The 16,251-nt window shown below is 65.4% G+C and carries 16 protein-coding genes; 14 read left to right on the top strand and 2 right to left on the bottom strand.

What is annotated here, in order from left to right:
- Nucleotides 1-85 precede the first annotated feature (85 nt).
- The 11 genes from AC3AP7_RS25630 (at nt 86) to AC3AP7_RS25580 (ending at nt 10,622) form a co-directional block, all read left to right on the top strand.
- Nucleotides 86-1,033, top strand: coding sequence for an ornithine cyclodeaminase family protein (locus tag AC3AP7_RS25630; protein ID WP_487363103.1), 948 nt, complete (start codon nt 86-88; stop codon nt 1,031-1,033).
- A gap of 2 nt (nt 1,034-1,035) precedes the next feature.
- Complete coding sequence (locus AC3AP7_RS25625; protein ID WP_487363102.1) at nt 1,036-2,661, top strand: MFS transporter; 1,626 nt, start codon at nt 1,036-1,038, stop codon at nt 2,659-2,661.
- A 248-nt stretch (nt 2,662-2,909) separates the two neighbouring features.
- The gene (locus AC3AP7_RS25620) at nt 2,910-3,212 is read left to right on the top strand and encodes a 2Fe-2S iron-sulfur cluster-binding protein (RefSeq protein ID WP_487363101.1); all 303 of its coding nucleotides are present in this window, start codon (nt 2,910-2,912) and stop codon (nt 3,210-3,212) included.
- A 38-nt stretch (nt 3,213-3,250) separates the two neighbouring features.
- Nucleotides 3,251-3,592: a ferredoxin gene (locus AC3AP7_RS25615; protein ID WP_487363100.1), complete on the top strand. Its 342-nt coding sequence runs from the start codon at nt 3,251-3,253 to the stop codon at nt 3,590-3,592.
- Nucleotides 3,589-3,867 carry a 2Fe-2S iron-sulfur cluster-binding protein gene (locus tag AC3AP7_RS25610; protein ID WP_487363099.1) on the top strand — a complete coding sequence of 93 codons (279 nt, stop codon included), beginning with the start codon at nt 3,589-3,591 and terminating at the stop codon, nt 3,865-3,867. Before AC3AP7_RS25615 ends, AC3AP7_RS25610 begins: the two co-directional genes overlap by 4 nt.
- Nucleotides 3,861-4,808 carry an alpha/beta hydrolase gene (locus AC3AP7_RS25605; RefSeq protein WP_487363098.1) on the top strand — a complete coding sequence of 316 codons (948 nt, stop codon included), beginning with the start codon at nt 3,861-3,863 and terminating at the stop codon, nt 4,806-4,808. Before AC3AP7_RS25610 ends, AC3AP7_RS25605 begins: the two co-directional genes overlap by 7 nt.
- Nucleotides 4,809-5,110: 302 nt before the next feature.
- A complete protein-coding gene (locus tag AC3AP7_RS25600; protein ID WP_487363097.1) occupies nt 5,111-6,661 on the top strand; it encodes a hypothetical protein in 1,551 nt (516 codons plus the stop codon).
- Nucleotides 6,662-6,774: 113 nt separating this feature from the next.
- The gene (locus AC3AP7_RS25595) at nt 6,775-7,509 is read left to right on the top strand and encodes an iron-containing redox enzyme family protein (RefSeq protein WP_487363096.1); all 735 of its coding nucleotides are present in this window, start codon (nt 6,775-6,777) and stop codon (nt 7,507-7,509) included.
- Nucleotides 7,510-7,594: 85 nt separating this feature from the next.
- Nucleotides 7,595-9,055: an aldehyde dehydrogenase family protein gene (locus AC3AP7_RS25590; RefSeq protein ID WP_487363095.1), complete on the top strand. Its 1,461-nt coding sequence runs from the start codon at nt 7,595-7,597 to the stop codon at nt 9,053-9,055.
- A gap of 36 nt (nt 9,056-9,091) precedes the next feature.
- Nucleotides 9,092-9,571, top strand: a complete 480-nt coding sequence (locus tag AC3AP7_RS25585; RefSeq protein ID WP_487363094.1) for a GlcG/HbpS family heme-binding protein — start codon at nt 9,092-9,094, stop codon at nt 9,569-9,571.
- Between the two features lie 7 nt (nt 9,572-9,578).
- Nucleotides 9,579-10,622, top strand: a complete 1,044-nt coding sequence (locus tag AC3AP7_RS25580; RefSeq protein WP_487363093.1) for a 2Fe-2S iron-sulfur cluster-binding protein — start codon at nt 9,579-9,581, stop codon at nt 10,620-10,622.
- Nucleotides 10,623-10,689: 67 nt separating this feature from the next.
- Here AC3AP7_RS25580 and AC3AP7_RS25575 read toward each other — a convergent pair whose 3' ends face one another.
- On the bottom strand, nt 10,690-11,310 hold the full coding sequence (locus AC3AP7_RS25575) for a GntR family transcriptional regulator (protein WP_488324830.1): 621 nt from the start codon (nt 11,308-11,310) through the stop codon (nt 10,690-10,692).
- Between the two features lie 306 nt (nt 11,311-11,616).
- Nucleotides 11,617-12,387, bottom strand: a complete 771-nt coding sequence (locus AC3AP7_RS25570; protein WP_487363091.1) for a TetR/AcrR family transcriptional regulator — start codon at nt 12,385-12,387, stop codon at nt 11,617-11,619.
- A 211-nt stretch (nt 12,388-12,598) separates the two neighbouring features.
- Between AC3AP7_RS25570 and AC3AP7_RS25565 the strand changes: the two genes are divergently transcribed.
- Genes AC3AP7_RS25565 through AC3AP7_RS25555 form a run of 3 tightly spaced genes read left to right on the top strand, consistent with a single transcriptional unit; the run spans nt 12,599 to nt 16,222 of the window.
- Nucleotides 12,599-13,780: an isovaleryl-CoA dehydrogenase gene (locus AC3AP7_RS25565; protein WP_487363090.1), complete on the top strand. Its 1,182-nt coding sequence runs from the start codon at nt 12,599-12,601 to the stop codon at nt 13,778-13,780.
- Nucleotides 13,781-13,810: 30 nt separating this feature from the next.
- A complete protein-coding gene (locus AC3AP7_RS25560; RefSeq protein ID WP_487363089.1) occupies nt 13,811-15,418 on the top strand; it encodes a carboxyl transferase domain-containing protein in 1,608 nt (535 codons plus the stop codon).
- A gap of 18 nt (nt 15,419-15,436) precedes the next feature.
- Nucleotides 15,437-16,222 (top strand): enoyl-CoA hydratase/isomerase family protein, encoded by a 786-nt coding sequence (locus tag AC3AP7_RS25555; RefSeq protein ID WP_487363088.1) that lies wholly within the window; start codon nt 15,437-15,439, stop codon nt 16,220-16,222.
- Nucleotides 16,223-16,251: the final 29 nt, after the last annotated feature.

Here is a 16,251-nt window from a genome sequence, read left to right as displayed (position 1 = left end):
GGGTCCAGCCGTGAGTGCCAGGTGCCGTCCATTCCCTGTGCGCGAGATTTGGTATACGATATACTGAAAATGAGGAGCGGACAGGATGATTCATCTGACGGATGCCGAGGTCGAACGGCTGGTTTCTTTCGACGAAGCAATGCCCGCGCTCGAGCGGGCATTCCGGGCGTTGTCGCGCGGCGAGGCGGCGGTGCAGGAGCGCGTGCGGACGGAAGTCGGCGCGGTGAAACTGTCGACGCTCGCTGCGGTGCTGCCGTATGCGGGCGTGGCCGGTGCCAAGGTGTACACGACGATCAACGGGCAGTTCAGCTTTTCGATCGTGCTGTTTTCGCTGGTCGACGGCAGCCTTCTTGCGACGCTTGACGGGAATGCGCTGACACGCATCCGCACGGCGGCCACGTCGGTGCTCGCGGTGCGCGCGCTGGCCCGTCCCGGAGCGCGCACCGCGACTGTTTTCGGAACCGGCGTGCAGGGCTGGGCGCATGCCCATGCACTCGCCGCGTACGGCGACGTGACGACAGTGCGTATCGTCGGCTTGCACGGTGTCGATGCACTGGTCGACGCGCTGAATCGCCAATACGGCGGGCGCGGCCTCGTCGCTGTTGCCGCGCGCGGCGACGAGGCGTTGCGCGATGCGGACATCGTCGTGACGGCGACACGCTCGGTGTCCCCGCTGTTCGACGGGGGCGGTCTCGAAGCCGGTACCCTCGTGGTCGCAATCGGTTCGAGCCTGCCGCATACGAGAGAACTCGACGATACGGCGGTGTCCCGCGCGGCGGCCATCGTCGTCGAGTTGCGCGAGCAGGCGCGGCGCGAGGCGGGCGACCTGATCCTCGCGGCCGACGGCGCATTTCGCTGGGATGACGTGGTCGAGATTGGCGACGTGCTCGAAGGGCGCGCGCGAGGCCGCGAGCGTAGCGCAGACATCGTGCTCTACAAGGCGGTCGGTATCGGCCTGCAGGACATCGCACTTGCCGCGCTAGCGTGGCAAAGCCGTGCGCGGCACAGTGTTTCGGACACCGAACGGATCTGACCATGCGCGACGTCACGTCCAGTGAGACGGCATCTCGTGCCGCAAGCGCGGCGTCCGGCGAACTGTCGTTCAGGCGCTCGCTGCTGGCGATGCTGGGTCTGTCCACGGTGGTGATGATGGTTGCGATCGACCAGACGGTTGTCGCGACGGCATTGCCGACGATCGTCGCCGAACTGAAGAATTTCGACCTGTACGCATGGGTTGCCACAGCTTATCTGCTGACTTCGGTCATCACCGTGCCGATTTTCGGCAGACTCGGTGACTGGTATGGCCGAAAGCGGCTGATCGTTGTCGCGATCAGCCTGTTCACGGTCGCTTCGGCACTGTGCGGCGCGGCCGGGGATATGCGCGAACTGATTGCGTTTCGCGCGCTGCAGGGCATCGGCGGCGGCATGCTGGTGGGGACCTGCTTCGCGTCGATTCCCGATCTGTTTCCGGATCCGGTGGTTCGCCTGCGCTGGCAAGTACTGTTTTCAAGTGCATTCGGACTTGCCAATGCGCTGGGGCCTTCGCTTGGCGGGTTTCTGAGCGTGCACTACGGGTGGCGTTCGGCGTTTTTCGTCAATATCCCGGTCGGCATCGCAAGCCTTTATCTGACGTTCGCCCATCTGCCGGACGTGCGGCATCAGCCCGCGGGAAAGCTGAGTCCGGACTGGGCCGGCGCGCTGCTGATCGCGCTGACGCTGGGTGGATTGCAGGCGCTCATCGATTCACTCGGACAATCAGGCGGCTGGCTGCGTTCGTCCACACTGGCCGCGGCCGTGGCGGTGGGGGGCGTGCTGCTCGCGCGCGTGGAGTCGCGCGCCTTGCAGCCGGTGATTCCAGGCGTGCTCGTGCGCGATCGCGCGATGGTCGTCCTGCTGCTGTTGTCGATGCTGATGGGCATGGCCATGTTCACGTTGCTGCTTTATGTGCCGCTGCTGCTTCAGGGCGGAATGGGCATCGGCGCCGAACAGGCGGGCGTGATGATTACGCCGCTCGTCGTTTGCATCACGGTGGGCACCGTGCTCAATACGCGCATCGTCATGCGGCTGCGCAACCCGAACGCATTGCTCTATGCGGGCTTCGCGCTGCTCGGCGTGGCTTGTGCGGGCATTGCGCTGACCGGCTGGCACGCGCAACCGGTGCCGCTGTTCGTGGCGATGGCTGCGGGCGGCGTGGGCATTGGCCTCGTGATGCCTAATCTGACCGTCTTCGCACAGCAGGTGGCGGGCAAACTGCACCTCGGTATCGCGACCGCGATGGTCCAGTCGACGCGCATGGTGGGCGGAATGGTGGGCACGGCTGCCAGCGGCGCGGCCATCGACATGCTCTACAGGCTCAACATGGGCGTCGCGCTGGCGGCGTCGGGACAGCGCCGCCATGTGTCGCCGGGCCTGCTGCACGACCCGCAGGCGCTGATGAAGAGCCATGCCGCGCAGCGTCTGCTGTCGCCGGGCCCCAATCCTGCAGGCGTGGTGGATGGAAGCACGATCGTAACGATCGCGCGCGCGAGTCTCTCGCACGCGGTAAGCGATGCACTGCTTGCCATGATGTTGCTGATGCTTGTCGCGTGCGTGCTCGTCAGACTCGTGCCCGCCATCCCGATCACCGTGCTGGGCCGGCGCGGCCGGGGCGGTCCTGACTGATGCCACGCGGCTCGGGCGGATACGGTGCGGGCTCCCCGCGTGCCTGTGTAGCGAACGGGACGCGTGACGTGGCCCAGCGCGTTCGCAGGCCAAGCGTGCCTGCCTGCGACAACGGTTGACGGATCGTCCGTGGCGGCACAGAAGCTTTTTCAAGACGCATACTGCCTCTTTTCTAAGAATACAGTATACTGAAATGAAGGCGCTGGGTAGCCAGTTGCCGCGAGAAACAGGGTAGACAAGGAACGACCATGCCCACAGTGATATTCCACAAAAACGACCAGGTGTACCGCGCGGAAGTCAACGACAACGCCAACCTTGTGGTGCGGGCCGGCGTCAGGCAGTTTCCTTTTCCGCATCTGCGCTACGAGTGCGGCATGGGCAAGTGCTCGAAGTGCGCCTGCCTCGTGCTGAGCGGCGCCGAGCATTTGCCGGAGCCGAACTGGAAGGAGCGCCGCCAGCTCGGCGAGCGTCTCGGTGATGGCTATCGTCTTGCCTGCCAGTTGTGGATCAATCAGGACATCGAATTGCGTCAGGACGACATTCCGGCCTGACCGGCAGAGATCACAGGACGACTGAGGTAAGCATATTCATGTATGTCATTTTGACCAGCAAGCCGGGCCTGTACCGGACCGACATGGCGGAAGGCATGAGCGTGGCCGATTGCTACGACTATCTGTATGCCGGGCGGCACATTGCCACATTCGTGATCGCGTCCCTGACCGAAGAGACCAGGGTGACGATCGTCGAGGAGGCGGTTCCGCCTCTGGTGAACCACGTGCCGACGCGTTTTCTCGATAAATTTGCCACGTTGTCCGCCGCACAGGCCGCGCTGCGAGCACTGACGGAAGGCGGCGCATCGCATGCGCGCCTGATCCGGCACGACGCGGCGCCGGCCTCCCAGCACGACAACAAGCCTGGATTTCACCCATGATTCACATCACGTTTCTCAGCAATGGCGGCAAGTCGGTTGCCGCTGCGCCGGACAGCAACCTGCTGCGCGTGTCGCTGCGCGAGCAGGGCGGGATTCCCTTCAAATGCGGTGGCGGCATGTGCGGCACCTGCAAATGCAGGATCGAGCACGGCATCGAACACACGGACCGTGTCAAGCCAAAGGAGCGGCGCCACCTGAGCGAAGCCGAACTCCAGCAGGGCTACCGGATGGCCTGTCAAACCTTTGTGAATGGAGACGTCAGCGTATCATGGTGACATCACTCAATAAGGATGCCGAAGTGTTTGGCGCATTGCCGGAAGCACAGCGCGAAATGCTGCTGCAGATCGGTCCTCGCTGGGGGGATGACATCACCGGTCATCGGCAGAAAGTGATCGACTGCTATACGCCGGTTCTTGCCGCGATGCCGAAGTCGTCGGTGCGCGTCGAGCGCGATGCCCGCTACGGTGCACATCCCCGCCAGGTACTGGACATCTTTCTGCCGGCGCAGGCCGATACGTCTTCAGCGAGGCGCGACGCCGTAGTATTCGTGCACGGCGGCGCGTTCGTTCGCGGCAACAAGAGCGTGAACGGGGAAATCTACGACAATGTGTGCTACTGGTTCGCGAGTCAGGGCCTCGTCGCATTCAACGTCGAATACAGGCTGGCCGGCGATGCAATGTATCCGGCCGGCGCCGAGGACGTGCGCGAAGCACTCGCCTATGTGGCCCACGCGGCGGAACGCCTGAACGTGGATAGCCAGCGCGTCTTTCTGATCGGTCATTCGGCGGGCGGATCGCATGCCGCCGCGTGTCTGTTCGATCCCGCTCTCGGCGGGCGTCCGATCGAGCCGCCAGTGGCGGGCCTCGTGCTGATCAGCGCGCGACTGGTTGCCGACGTTCGGGCCGGCAATCCAAACGCCGGACCGGTGCGGGCCTATTTCGGTGACGACGAAAGCCTGTACCACGCCAGATCGCCGCTGTCGCATATCGACCGCTCGACGGTGCCGCTGATGATCGTCGTTGCAGAGTACGAGAACCCCTATCTGGACGAATACGGCGCGCAGTGCTTCATCGACGTGCTGCGCAGTCGCGGCGTGCCGCCGCGATTCATCCAGATGCGCGGGCACAACCACACGTCGATCGTCGCGCATTTCAACTCCGGGGAAGCGTATCTCGGCCGCGAGATCCTCGAATTCTTCCGGACTGCGCGGCGCTAGCGGACGTCTTTCCTTTGCGTCGCGGACGGCGGCTACCGCGCGTGCCAAGAAGCGCGGTGCGGCGGAGGGGGAGGCGGCACGAGCGCGCCGCGATATTCGAACAGGCAGGAGACACGAGATTACCCGACAAGGCTTGCGCATCATTTTTGTATACTGTCTACTAATATAAGAAATACGATATTACGAGCTGGCCTGCTGCACGGCGCCGGAACCGCGGCGTGCCTGGCCCCCACCATATACGCGCGGATCGCGGTGCCGGACAGCCGGCGCCCGTCTATCCGTCCGCGCGGTCAGGAGAAGCAATGGAAACGCATGTTGTCCTCACCTCCGCACACTGGATCTACCTGTGCGGAATCGCTGCGGTGATCACAGCCCTTGTATTGCGCGCGAATGTCGTTGCACCGGCGATTCTCGCGACCTTTGCCACGGCGTTTGCCGCAACCGGTCATCTGGCGACCGCGCTCGAAGCGGTGTTTTTCGCGCCGCTGACGGCTGCCCGCGAGCTGTTCAACATCTTCCTCGTCATCTCCCTGATGACGGCGCTGCTGAATGCGTTAAAGCGGATCAACGCCGACGTGCTGATGGTGCGTCCGTTTCGCGCGGTCATGGTGAACGGCCACCTGGGCTTCTTCGTGCTCGGCGCCGTCAGCTACGTGCTGTCGCTCTTCTTCTGGCCGACTCCGGCGGTTCCGCTCATCGCGGGCATTCTGCTGCCTGCGGCGATTTATGCGGGCGTGCCGCCGCTCGGCGCCGCGATGTGCATCGGGATCGCGGGGCTCGGTACGGCGCTGTCGTCGGATTTTGTGATGAAGGTGGCGCCCGGCATCAGCGCGAAAGCGGCCGCCGTGCCATTGCCCGACGTTGCGAACAAGGCGATGCTGCTGTCGCTCGTCACCGGAGGCGTGGCGTTCCTGATTGCCTACGCGATGATCCGCAAGCAGATCCGCGAGCCGGACGTGCAGCACCTCGAGCGCTGGGAGAATACGCAGGTGACGGCGAGTTCGGTCATCGTGCAGCCGGCGTCGGGCGGCAGCCGGGCACGCATCCGGCGCGGCAAGCCGCAGCATGCCGCGCCGGATGTCGGCGGCCATGCGGGCGGATCGGCTGGTCAGCCCGCCAGTTCGCGCGATGCGTTGACCCCCGCGCAGCGGTGGTGGTCCCGCTGTTTTGCGTTCGTCACACCGCTCACCTTTCTTGGCATCGTGATCTACATGATCCTGCCGCACGTCATCCACGGCGTGACGGGTGCGACCGGCAATGCCGCCGCCGCGCTCGTGGGTGGCGTGGCAGGGCTGCTGATGGTGGCCGTGGCGGCCGCCCGCGATTACCGGAGTGTGTGCCGCAGCGTCGCCGAGCACGTCACCGAGGGGTTCGTGTTCTCGTTTCGCGCGATGAGCTCGGTGCTGCCGATCGCAGGCTTCTTCTTCATTGGCGTAGCGGGCACGGCCGGACCGATTCTCGGCCTGAAAGCCGGCGCCCCGGTGCCGGGTCTGCTCGCGCAGCTCGTCGAGGCGGGGCAGGCGTACATCCCGCATAACGCGTTCTTTGCGTCGTACGGCATCATGCTGGCCGGCATGATCACCGGCATCGACGGGTCCGGCTTCGCGGGTTTGCCGCTGACCGGGGCCTTGTCGGGTGCGCTTGGGCGCGCGCTGGGCCTCGACGTATCGACGCTGGCGGCGATCGGGCAGATGGGCTCCGTGTGGACCGGCAAGACACTCACCGCATGGTCTGCACTGGCCGCCGTCGCGAGCTTCGCGCGCGTGCCGATCCTGCAGGTCGTGCGCTACATGCTGATGCCTGTCGTCGCGGGCCTCCTGATCTCGACGCTCGTCGCGATCCTGATCTGGTAGCGCGATGGGCATGCCCCGCACAGGTCGTCGAGCCTGCTTGGCATTTTCCGATAAACGGTATACAGTAGACTAATCGAGCCTGGCTCGAGCACACAACCTAACCAGGAGTACTCATGTCGTCGGAACTGATGAATCCCAGCGATTTCCGCGCCGCACTGGAAAATGCAATCAAAGGTAAGAGTGCGAACAAGGCGCCGTTCAGCGTCGCGTGGGCGAGCGGCAAGCTGAGCCGCGCGCACCTCGCGCGCTGGGCGGAAAATCATTACCACTATGTCGGTCCGTTCGCGGACTACCTCGGCTATCTGTATGCCCGCTTCCCCGATCATCTGACCGAGGCAAAAGATTTCCTGCTCGCCAACATGTACGAAGAAGAGATCGGCGGCGACCGGCATACGGACCTGCTGATCCGGTTTGCCGAGGCGTGCGGAACGACCCGCGAGCGCGTGATCGACCCGGACAACATGTCGCCGACGACGCGAGGCCTGCAGGGCTGGTGCTATACCGTCGCGATGCGCGAAGATCCGATCGTCGCAGTGGCCGGACTGGTAGTCGGCCTCGAATCGCAGGTGCCGTCGATCTATCGCAAGCAGACGCCGACGCTGCGCGAGAAATACCGCTTCACCGATGAGGAAGTCGAGTTTTTCGATCTGCACATCGTGTCCGACGAGATCCACGGTGAGCGCGGTTACCAGATCGTCCTTGAAAACGCGAACACGCCCGAATTGCAGCAGCGGTGCCTGAAGATCTGCGAGATTGGCGCGCAGATGCGCCTGCTGTACACCACGGCGCTCTACTACGACTACGTCGAGCACGAGATTCCGCTGCAGGCGCTGGAGATGGCCGCATAAGGCGGCATACATCTCCTGTCATTGATTCGCACGTCACGCCGCTGTGGCGTGACGTGCGACCCATCGAAATATCAGGATCTGTCTCATGACCTCTAACGGCACTCAGGTTTTCTTCAACCATATCGACGGCGAATGGTGCGAGAGCCGGCTCGGCCGCACGTTTGAGAACCGCAACCCCGCCGATACGCGCGACGTGGTCGGCCACTTCCAGGCGTCCGCTGCCGACGATGCACAGGCCGCCGTGCGGGCAGCCGCGCGGGCGTTTGCCGGCTGGCGCGCCCAGTCGGTCGGCGCGCGCGCCAAGGTGCTGCTGCGCGCGGCAGACTACCTGGAGTCCCATGCCGACCGCTTCGCGCACGAACTCACACGGGAGGAGGGCAAGCAGATCGGGCTCGCGAGAGACGAGTTTCGCCGGTCGGCGCAGACGCTGCGCTTCTATGCGATCGAGGCGCAATCATATGGCGGCGAGACGTTTCCTTGCGACGACCCGCAGATGTCCGTGTACACGTTGCGCGAACCGCTCGGTGTGGTCACCGTGATCTCGCCGTGGAATTTTCCCGTGTCGATTCCGGCGCGCAAGATCGCCCCTGCGCTGATCTGCGGCAACACGGTGGTGTTCAAGCCCTCGTCCGATGCGCCGCTGAGCGGCCTGCGTCTTGCGGAAGCATTCGTCGAGGCCGGCCTCCCGCGCGGCGTGCTGAACCTGATTACCGGCCGTGCGTCCGAAGTCGGGCCCACCATCATCGGCTCGCCGCAGATTCGCGCCGTCTCCTTTACCGGCTCGACCGCGGTGGGCGAACAGATTCACCGTGCGGTCCCGCTCAGCACGCGCACGCAGATGGAGCTGGGCGGCAAGAATCCGCTCGTCGTGCTGGACGATTCGGACCTCGATCTCGCGGTCGAACTGACGATCAAGGGGGGCTTCTCGCTGAGCGGGCAGGCATGTACAGGAACGAGCCGGGTCCTCGTCACGCCGGCGGTCAGGCACGCGTATGCGCAGAAGCTCGTCGACAAGGTGACGCAGCTGAAGATCGGTCACGGGCTCGACGAGGGCACGGACATCGGTCCGCTGGCGACGGCGTCGCAACTTGAGACCGTACTGGGGTACATCGAGACCGGGCGCAATGAGGCGCGTCTGCTGGTGGGAGGCGCGCGTCCCGCCGGTGCGCAGTACGATCATGGTTATTTCGTACAACCAACAGTATTTGTCGATGTGAAACCGGACATGCGGATCGCGCGGGAGGAGATTTTTGGCCCGGTGATCTCCGTCATTGAAGTGAGCGGCTACGAGCAGGCGATCGAAGTGGCCAACGACAGCGAATATGGTCTCGCCGCGGCGATCGTCACCCGCGACCCGGCGCTCATGCATCGTTTCGCGAACGAGATCGAAGCGGGCACGGTGAAGATCAATCGCACGACGACCGGCAATCTGATCAACGCGCCGTTTGGCGGCCTGAAGCAATCGAGCACATCGACGTTTCGCGAGTCGGGACGCACCGGTCTCGAATTCTATCTGCAGACGAAGACGGTTTACCGCGGCTATTGAATGTGGACCCAGCCGGTCCGCGAGGGAGAGGATTCAATGAAACAGTTTTTCCGGCTCGAACTGGGCGAGGCGCGGCACATCGTTGCCGCGGCCATCGAGCGATCCCGTGCGATCAGCGTACTGGAGACGGTATGCGTCGTCGACGACGGCGGGTTTCCGCTCGCGATGGAGCGCATGGACGGCGCACGCATCACCGGGCCGCAGATCGCCTGGAACAAGGCCTTCACCGCGGCGGGGCACCGTCGTTCGACGCACCTGTTCACGACTGCGCCAAACGGCCCCGCGTTGCCGGGCAACGAGGCGTTCGGCATCCAGTTGAGCTTCGAGGGGCGGTTCGCCGCGTTCGTCGGCGGTTTCCCGGTGGTGGTGGACGGTCAGGTGGTGGGCGGCATCGGTCTGAGCGGCGGCAACGGCGAGCAGGACACCCAGGCGGCGTTGGCGGGCCTCGCGGCGCTGCGCGATCTGTTGCAGCCGCGCGGGCACGAGGTGCTGGTGCAATCCGATATCAAGCTCTAGACCGACGATGAGTAAGGATCTTTTGTTTCAGGTCGAATGGATCGAGGAGGGCTGCCGTTTCGGCGCGCAGCCGGACGAGTCGATTCTCGACGCGGCGCTGCGCAACGGCGTCCCGTTGCCGTCGGAATGCCGCTTCGGAGGGTGCGGGACTTGCCGCGTCAAGCTCGTGCAGGGGAGCGTCGCATATGACGAACTGCCGTCCGGCCTGACGCCGGACGAGGCCGCGCAAGGCTATGCGCTCGCGTGCCAGGCGCGCGCCACGGCGAATCTCGTGCTCAGCACGGAGCGGCCGCTTGCGTCCGTGGCGGAGCCGGCGATGTGGCAGGCCGTCATCGAGTCGAAGACCCTGCTGAACCACGATGTCTGCGCACTGCGTCTTCGAATTCCGGCGTTGCAGGAGGCGATCTTCCGGCCGGGGCAGTACGTCGAGGTGCAGGCGGGCGACGCCGGCGGCCGTTGCTTTTCGATGGCGTCGCCGCCGGCCGGCAATATCGTCGATCTGCATGTGCGGCGCGTTCCGGGCGGGTATTTCACCGACCGCGTGCTCGGCACGCTACGCGAGGGCGACACGCTCGACGTCCGGTTGCCGCTCGGCGGATTCGGCTATCACGAAGACGATTTTCGGCCTGTCGTGATGGCCGCGACGGGTACAGGCATCGCACCGTTGCTGAGCATGCTGGAGGCGATGGCCGAGGCGCCGGACGGTCCGCCGGTCTGGTTGTACTGGGGCGGCCGCCGCGCGGAGGATCTGTACGCGGATGCGCGGATCCGCGCGCTCGCCGGACGTTTCGCGGAGTTCACGTATGTCCCCGTCCTCTCGGAAGGCGCTTCGGCCTGGACCGGGCGGCGCGGCTTCGTGCAGCAGGCGATGCTCGAAGATCTCGGCGATTTGTCCGAGTATGCGGTCTACCTGTGCGGCGCGCCGGTGATGATCCGCGAGGCCAAGTCCACCTTTGTGCAGAACGGCGGCAATCTGCGCTATCTGTACACGGACAGCTTCGATTTCACGCAAGCGCGTGCGCCGGCCGAAGCGGCGCTGGGTGCGGCCTGAGCGAGCGCAGGGGCGCGCGGCGCCGCGAGGGCACGCTGTTTGCGTGGTCCCGCGGCGCGTGCTGGGTTCAGCGCGATGCGACGTTCAGGTAATTGTCGCCGGCATGCAGCACGTGCCGCTCGGCGAGGAGCGACGCCAGCTCGGCATCGCCCGCGACCACCGCGCGCAGGATGGCCTCGTGTTCTTCCCAGGTGGTGCGGATGTCTTCCGGCGTGGATTGCCAGAAGAAAACACGTGTGCGTTCCCGCAGCGAGCGCATCAGTTCCTGCAGCACGTTGTTGTTGCCGGCCGCGTACAGCACGTCGTGGAAGCGTCCGTTGAGTGCGATCAGATCCTCGATGCTGGCGGTCGAGAGCTTGTCCTGGGCTTCCTTCAGCACGCGCTGGATCTCGGTGATGAGTTCCGGCGAGCGGCGCCTCGCCGCGAGGCGCGCGTTCAACCCTTCAAGCGCGGCGCGCACTTCGATCATCTCCCGCGCCGCTTCCGGCGACAGCGTGGCGACGACCGCGCCGTGCCGCGGCCGGATTTCGACCAGCCCTTCATTGGCAAGGCCGCGCAACGCCTCGCGCACCGGGATGCGCGATACGCCCATCGATTCGGCCAGCTTTCCTTCGACAAGCCTCTCGCCTGGTTTGTACCGGCCGCCAAGAATGTCCTTGCGGACTTCCTCGGCAACGACTTCTGACAACTGGGAGTGTTTCAAGCCGATTTTTGCCTCGGGGGCCATTCCCGCGTTCGATCCAGCCATCAGCGATCCCTGGGTATTCGATCAAAGGTTGGAAAACGTATACAACCTACAATTATAAATGGATCCCGAGAAGATGAACGCGTCTTTCGTGGCGTTTTGTGGACTTTGTATACATGACATGAAGCGGCGTCGAGCGTGTGGGGTGCGCCAGATCCCATGACTCGCGTCGCGTGCGGATGAACCGCCGGGCCTGCACGGGTGGCCGAGCCGGCCGCCTGCTCGACGCGCGTTCATGCGGGTGCGGCTTTACGGGCCGCGCGTCCCGGCGCGCGTTTCCCCTTCCAACCCGGCACAGTCAGCCCGGTTCGCTTCGGCCTGTGCCAGCCGCCGGCTCGCTTCGTCGACCTCGTTCCTGAACTGCACGAGCGCGGCCAGCGCGGCTTGCGGCGGCTGCAGCGCCGCCCACAGCACGTCGATCAGCTGTTGTGCGGTCGCTTCGATGTCGATCTGGCGATTCGCGAGCGTCGCGTCCCACAGCACGTGCTCCATGGGTCCGAACACCATCGAGCGCAGCAGCCGCAGCGGCACGTCCGTGCGGATCTGGCCGAGGTGCTGGCCGTGCGCGAGCACGCGCATCAGCGGCGCCGTATAGCGGCGCTGCAGTTCGGTCAACGCCTCGCTCAGTTCGTGATGCCGCGCGCGCCCCTCCGACAGCACGAGCGCGCACAGGTCGGTGCCGTTCACGAGCATCAGCCGCAGATGCATGCGCACGATGAACGCGAATTGCTGCCGCACGCTGCCGTCGCGCGGCAGTCCCTCGTCGATCGCGCCAATGATTTCGTCGTACCAGTCGCCGATCACCCGTGCGCAGAGTTCGCGTTTGCCGCGAAAATAGCTGAATACGGTGGCCTCCGAAATGCCGAGGCGTTGTGCGATTTCCGCGGTGGTCGCGCGCTCGTAGCCTTTTTCGGCGAATACGTCGCGGCCCGCCTGCAGGATTTCCTTCACGCGCTGCTGCGATTTGCGCCCCGCCGGCTGGCGGCGCGACGGCGGCAGTTCGGCGCGGGTGGCGGCCATGATATGAGTCCCGTTCAGAATTGGGTGTGCCGGAGATCCGGCAAGAATGAGTCTAGCACGCAAAAACGTGCCAAACAGGAAATATGAGCTTCACTCAGAATTATCTATTGACGTATACGTAAATCTGGCGTGAAATGCGCAGGTACAACGCGGGCGGGCCGTGTACGCAGGATACCGCCCGCCGCGCTCGCGAATTCCTGGAGACACTGCGATGACCCATCTGCCCGGTTTGCCATTCCCGCTTGGTGAAGAGATCGACATGCTGCGCGACAGTCTCGCGTCGTTTGCGGCGAAGGAGATCGCACCGCGCGCGGCCGAGATCGACCGCACCGACCAGTTCCCGATGGATCTGTGGAAAAAGTTCGGCGACCTGGGCGTGCTCGGCATGACGGTCGCCGAGGAATACGGCGGCGCGAACATGGGGTACGCCGCGCACATGGTCGCGATGGAGGAAATCTCGCGGGCGTCCGCGTCGGTCGGACTGTCGTACGGCGCGCATTCGAATCTGTGCGTGAACCAGATTCATCGCAACGGGACGGCCGCGCAAAAGGCGAAGTATCTGCCGAAGCTCGTGTCCGGCGAGCACGTCGGGGCGCTCGCGATGAGCGAGCCGAATGCCGGCTCCGACGTGGTCAGCATGAAGCTGCGCGCGCAGCGCAAGGGCGGGCACTACGTGCTGAACGGCACGAAGATGTGGATCACCAACGGCCCGGATTGCGACACGCTGGTCGTCTACGCGAAGACGGATGTCGAGGCCGGCGCGCGTGGGATCACGGCGTTCATCGTCGAGAAGGGAATGAAGGGCTTTTCCGTTGCGCAGAAGCTCGACAAGCTCGGCATGCGCGGCTCGCATACCGGTGAACTCGTGTTCGAGGACGTCGAGGTGCCGCAGGAGAATATCCTCGGCGAACTCAACGGCGGCGTGAAGGTGCTGATGAGCGGGCTCGATTACGAGCGCGCGGTGCTCGCGGGCGGACCCACCGGCATCATGCTGGCCGTGATGGACGCGGTGGTGCCGTACATTCACGCGCGCGAGCAGTTCGGCCAGCCCATCGGCGAGTTCCAGCTGATCCAGGGCAAGGTGGCCGACCTGTACACCACGCTGCAGGCGTGCCGCGCGTATCTGTACGCGGTGGGCCGCCAGCTCGACACGCTCGGCCCCGCGCACGTGCGCCAGGTGCGCAAGGACTGCGCGGGCGTGATTCTCTACACCGCCGAGAAGGCCACGTGGATGGCCGGCGAGGCGATCCAGATTCTCGGCGGCAACGGCTATATCAACGAGTATCCGGTCGGCCGCCTGTGGCGCGATGCGAAGCTCTACGAGATCGGCGCGGGCACGAGCGAGATTCGCCGCATGCTGATCGGACGCGAACTGTTCGCGGAAACGATGTAAGCCGTCGCACGACATCGAGGAGAGAAAGCGATGCCCGTCATCGAATCGAAGCTGAATCCACGCTCGGACGATTGCCGCGCGAACGCGGCCGCGCTCGAGGCGCTGGTCGCCGATCTGCGCGAGAAAACCCGCAAGCTGGCGCTGGGCGGCGGCGAGGCCGCGCGCAACAAGCATGTCGCGCGCGGCAAGCTGCTGCCGCGCGAGCGCATCGCGCAACTGCTCGATCCGGGCACGCCGTTTCTCGAACTGTCGCAACTGGCCGCCTTCGGCATGTATCACGACGACGCGCCGGGCGCGGGCGTCATCACCGGCATCGGGCGCATTGCGGGCACGGAGTGCGTGATCGTCTGCAACGACGCGACCGTGAAGGGCGGCACCTACTATCCGGTCACGGTGAAGAAGCACGTGCGCGCGCAGGAGATCGCCGCGGAGAACCGGCTGCCCTGCGTGTATCTGGTCGATTCGGGCGGCGCGAACCTGCCGAACCAGGACGAGGTGTTTCCCGATCGCGATCACTTCGGGCGCATCTTCTACAACCAGGCGAACCTGTCCGCGCAGGGCATTCCGCAGATCGCCGTCGTGATGGGCTCGTGCACCGCGGGCGGCGCCTACGTGCCGGCGATGAGCGACGAGTCGATCATCGTGAAGAACCAGGGGACGATCTTTCTCGGCGGCCCGCCGCTCGTGAAGGCGGCCACGGGCGAAGAGGTCAGCGCCGAAGACCTGGGCGGCGGCGACGTGCATACGCGTCTGTCGGGCGTCGCCGACCATCTCGCGCAGAACGATGCGCACGCGCTCGCGATCGCGCGCAGTATCGTCGGCAACCTGAACCGGCGCAAGACGCCGCCGCTTGCGCTGCAGGCGCCGAAGCCGCCGCGCTACGACGCGCAGAGCCTGTACGGCGTGATTCCCGCCGACACGCGCAAGCCCTTCGACATCCGCGAGGTGATCGCGCGCATCGTCGACGATTCCGCGTTCGACGAGTTCAAGGCGCGCTTCGGCACGACGCTCGTCACGGGTTTCGCGCACATCTGGGGGCATCCGGTGGGCATCGTCGCGAACAACGGCATCCTGTTCTCGGAGTCGGCGGTGAAGGGCGCGCACTTCATCGAGCTGTGCTGCCAGCGCAAGATTCCGCTGGTGTTCCTGCAGAACATCACCGGCTTCATGGTGGGGCGCAAGTACGAGAACGAGGGCATCGCGCGTCACGGCGCGAAGATGGTGACCGCGGTCGCGACCGCACAGGTGCCGAAGTTCACGGTGATCATCGGCGGTTCGTTCGGCGCCGGCAACTACGGGATGTGCGGCCGCGCGTACTCGCCGCGTTTCCTGTGGATGTGGCCGAACGCGCGCATCTCGGTGATGGGCGGCGAGCAGGCGGCCTCGGTGCTCGCCACGGTCAAGCGCGACGGCATCGAAGCGAAGGGCGGCACGTGGAGCGCGGAGCAGGAGGAGGCGTTCAGGCAGCCGATCCGCGAACAGTACGAGCATCAGGGGCACCCGTACTACGCGAGCGCGCGGCTCTGGGACGACGGCGTGATCGATCCGGCGCAGACCCGCGACGTGCTCGGTCTCGGGCTGTCCGCGGCGATGAACGCGCCGATCGGCGATACGCGCTTCGGCGTGTTCAGGATGTGATCCACGGAGTCAGCCGACATGCACTACGAAACCCTGCTGCTGGATGTCGCGAGCCATGTGGCGACGGTGACGCTGAACCGGCCCGACGTGCGCAACGCGTTCAACGAGACGATGATCGCGGAACTCGACGCGGTGTTTTGCGCACTCGATGCGCGCGACGACGTACGGGCGGTCGTGCTGGCGGCGAACGGCAAGGCGTTCTGCGCGGGCGCGGACCTGAACTGGATGAAGAAGATGGCCGGCTACTCGGACGACGAGAACCGCGCCGACGCGCTGCGCCTTGCGAACATGCTGTCGGCCGTGTACCGCTGCGGCAAGCCGGTGATCGCCCGCGTGAGCGGCGACGCGTATGCGGGCGGCCTGGGTCTGGTGAGCGCCTGCGACATCGTGGTTGCGCTCGACACCGTGCGCTTCTGCCTGTCCGAGGCGCGGCTCGGGCTGATTCCGGCCACCATCGCACCCTACGTGATTCGCGCGCTCGGCGAGCAGGCGGCGCGCCGCTACTTCGTCACGGCCGAGCCGTTCGATTGCGCAAGCGCACTGCGGCTCGGCCTCGTGAGCGAGGCGGTGCGCGCGGACGAACTCGACGCCGCGGTGCAGCGGATCACCGACGCATTGTGTGCGAACGGCCCGCACGCGGTGCGCGCGGGCAAGCGGCTCGTGCAGGACGTCGCGGGCCGCGCGCTCGACGAGGCACTGGTTGCCGACACCGCCGGCCGGATCGCACGGGTGCGCGCGAGTGCGGAAGGGCGCGAGGGCGTGCAGTCGTTCCTCGACAAACGCGCGCCGGCCTGGCGGAGCTGACCCGACCCCGCATGCGGCCCGGCAAAATC

Source organism: Paraburkholderia sp. PAMB 6770, from assembly GCF_057748135.1.
Note: the sequence above shows the minus strand (reverse complement) of the source record. Positions and strands in the feature narration are given on the sequence as shown.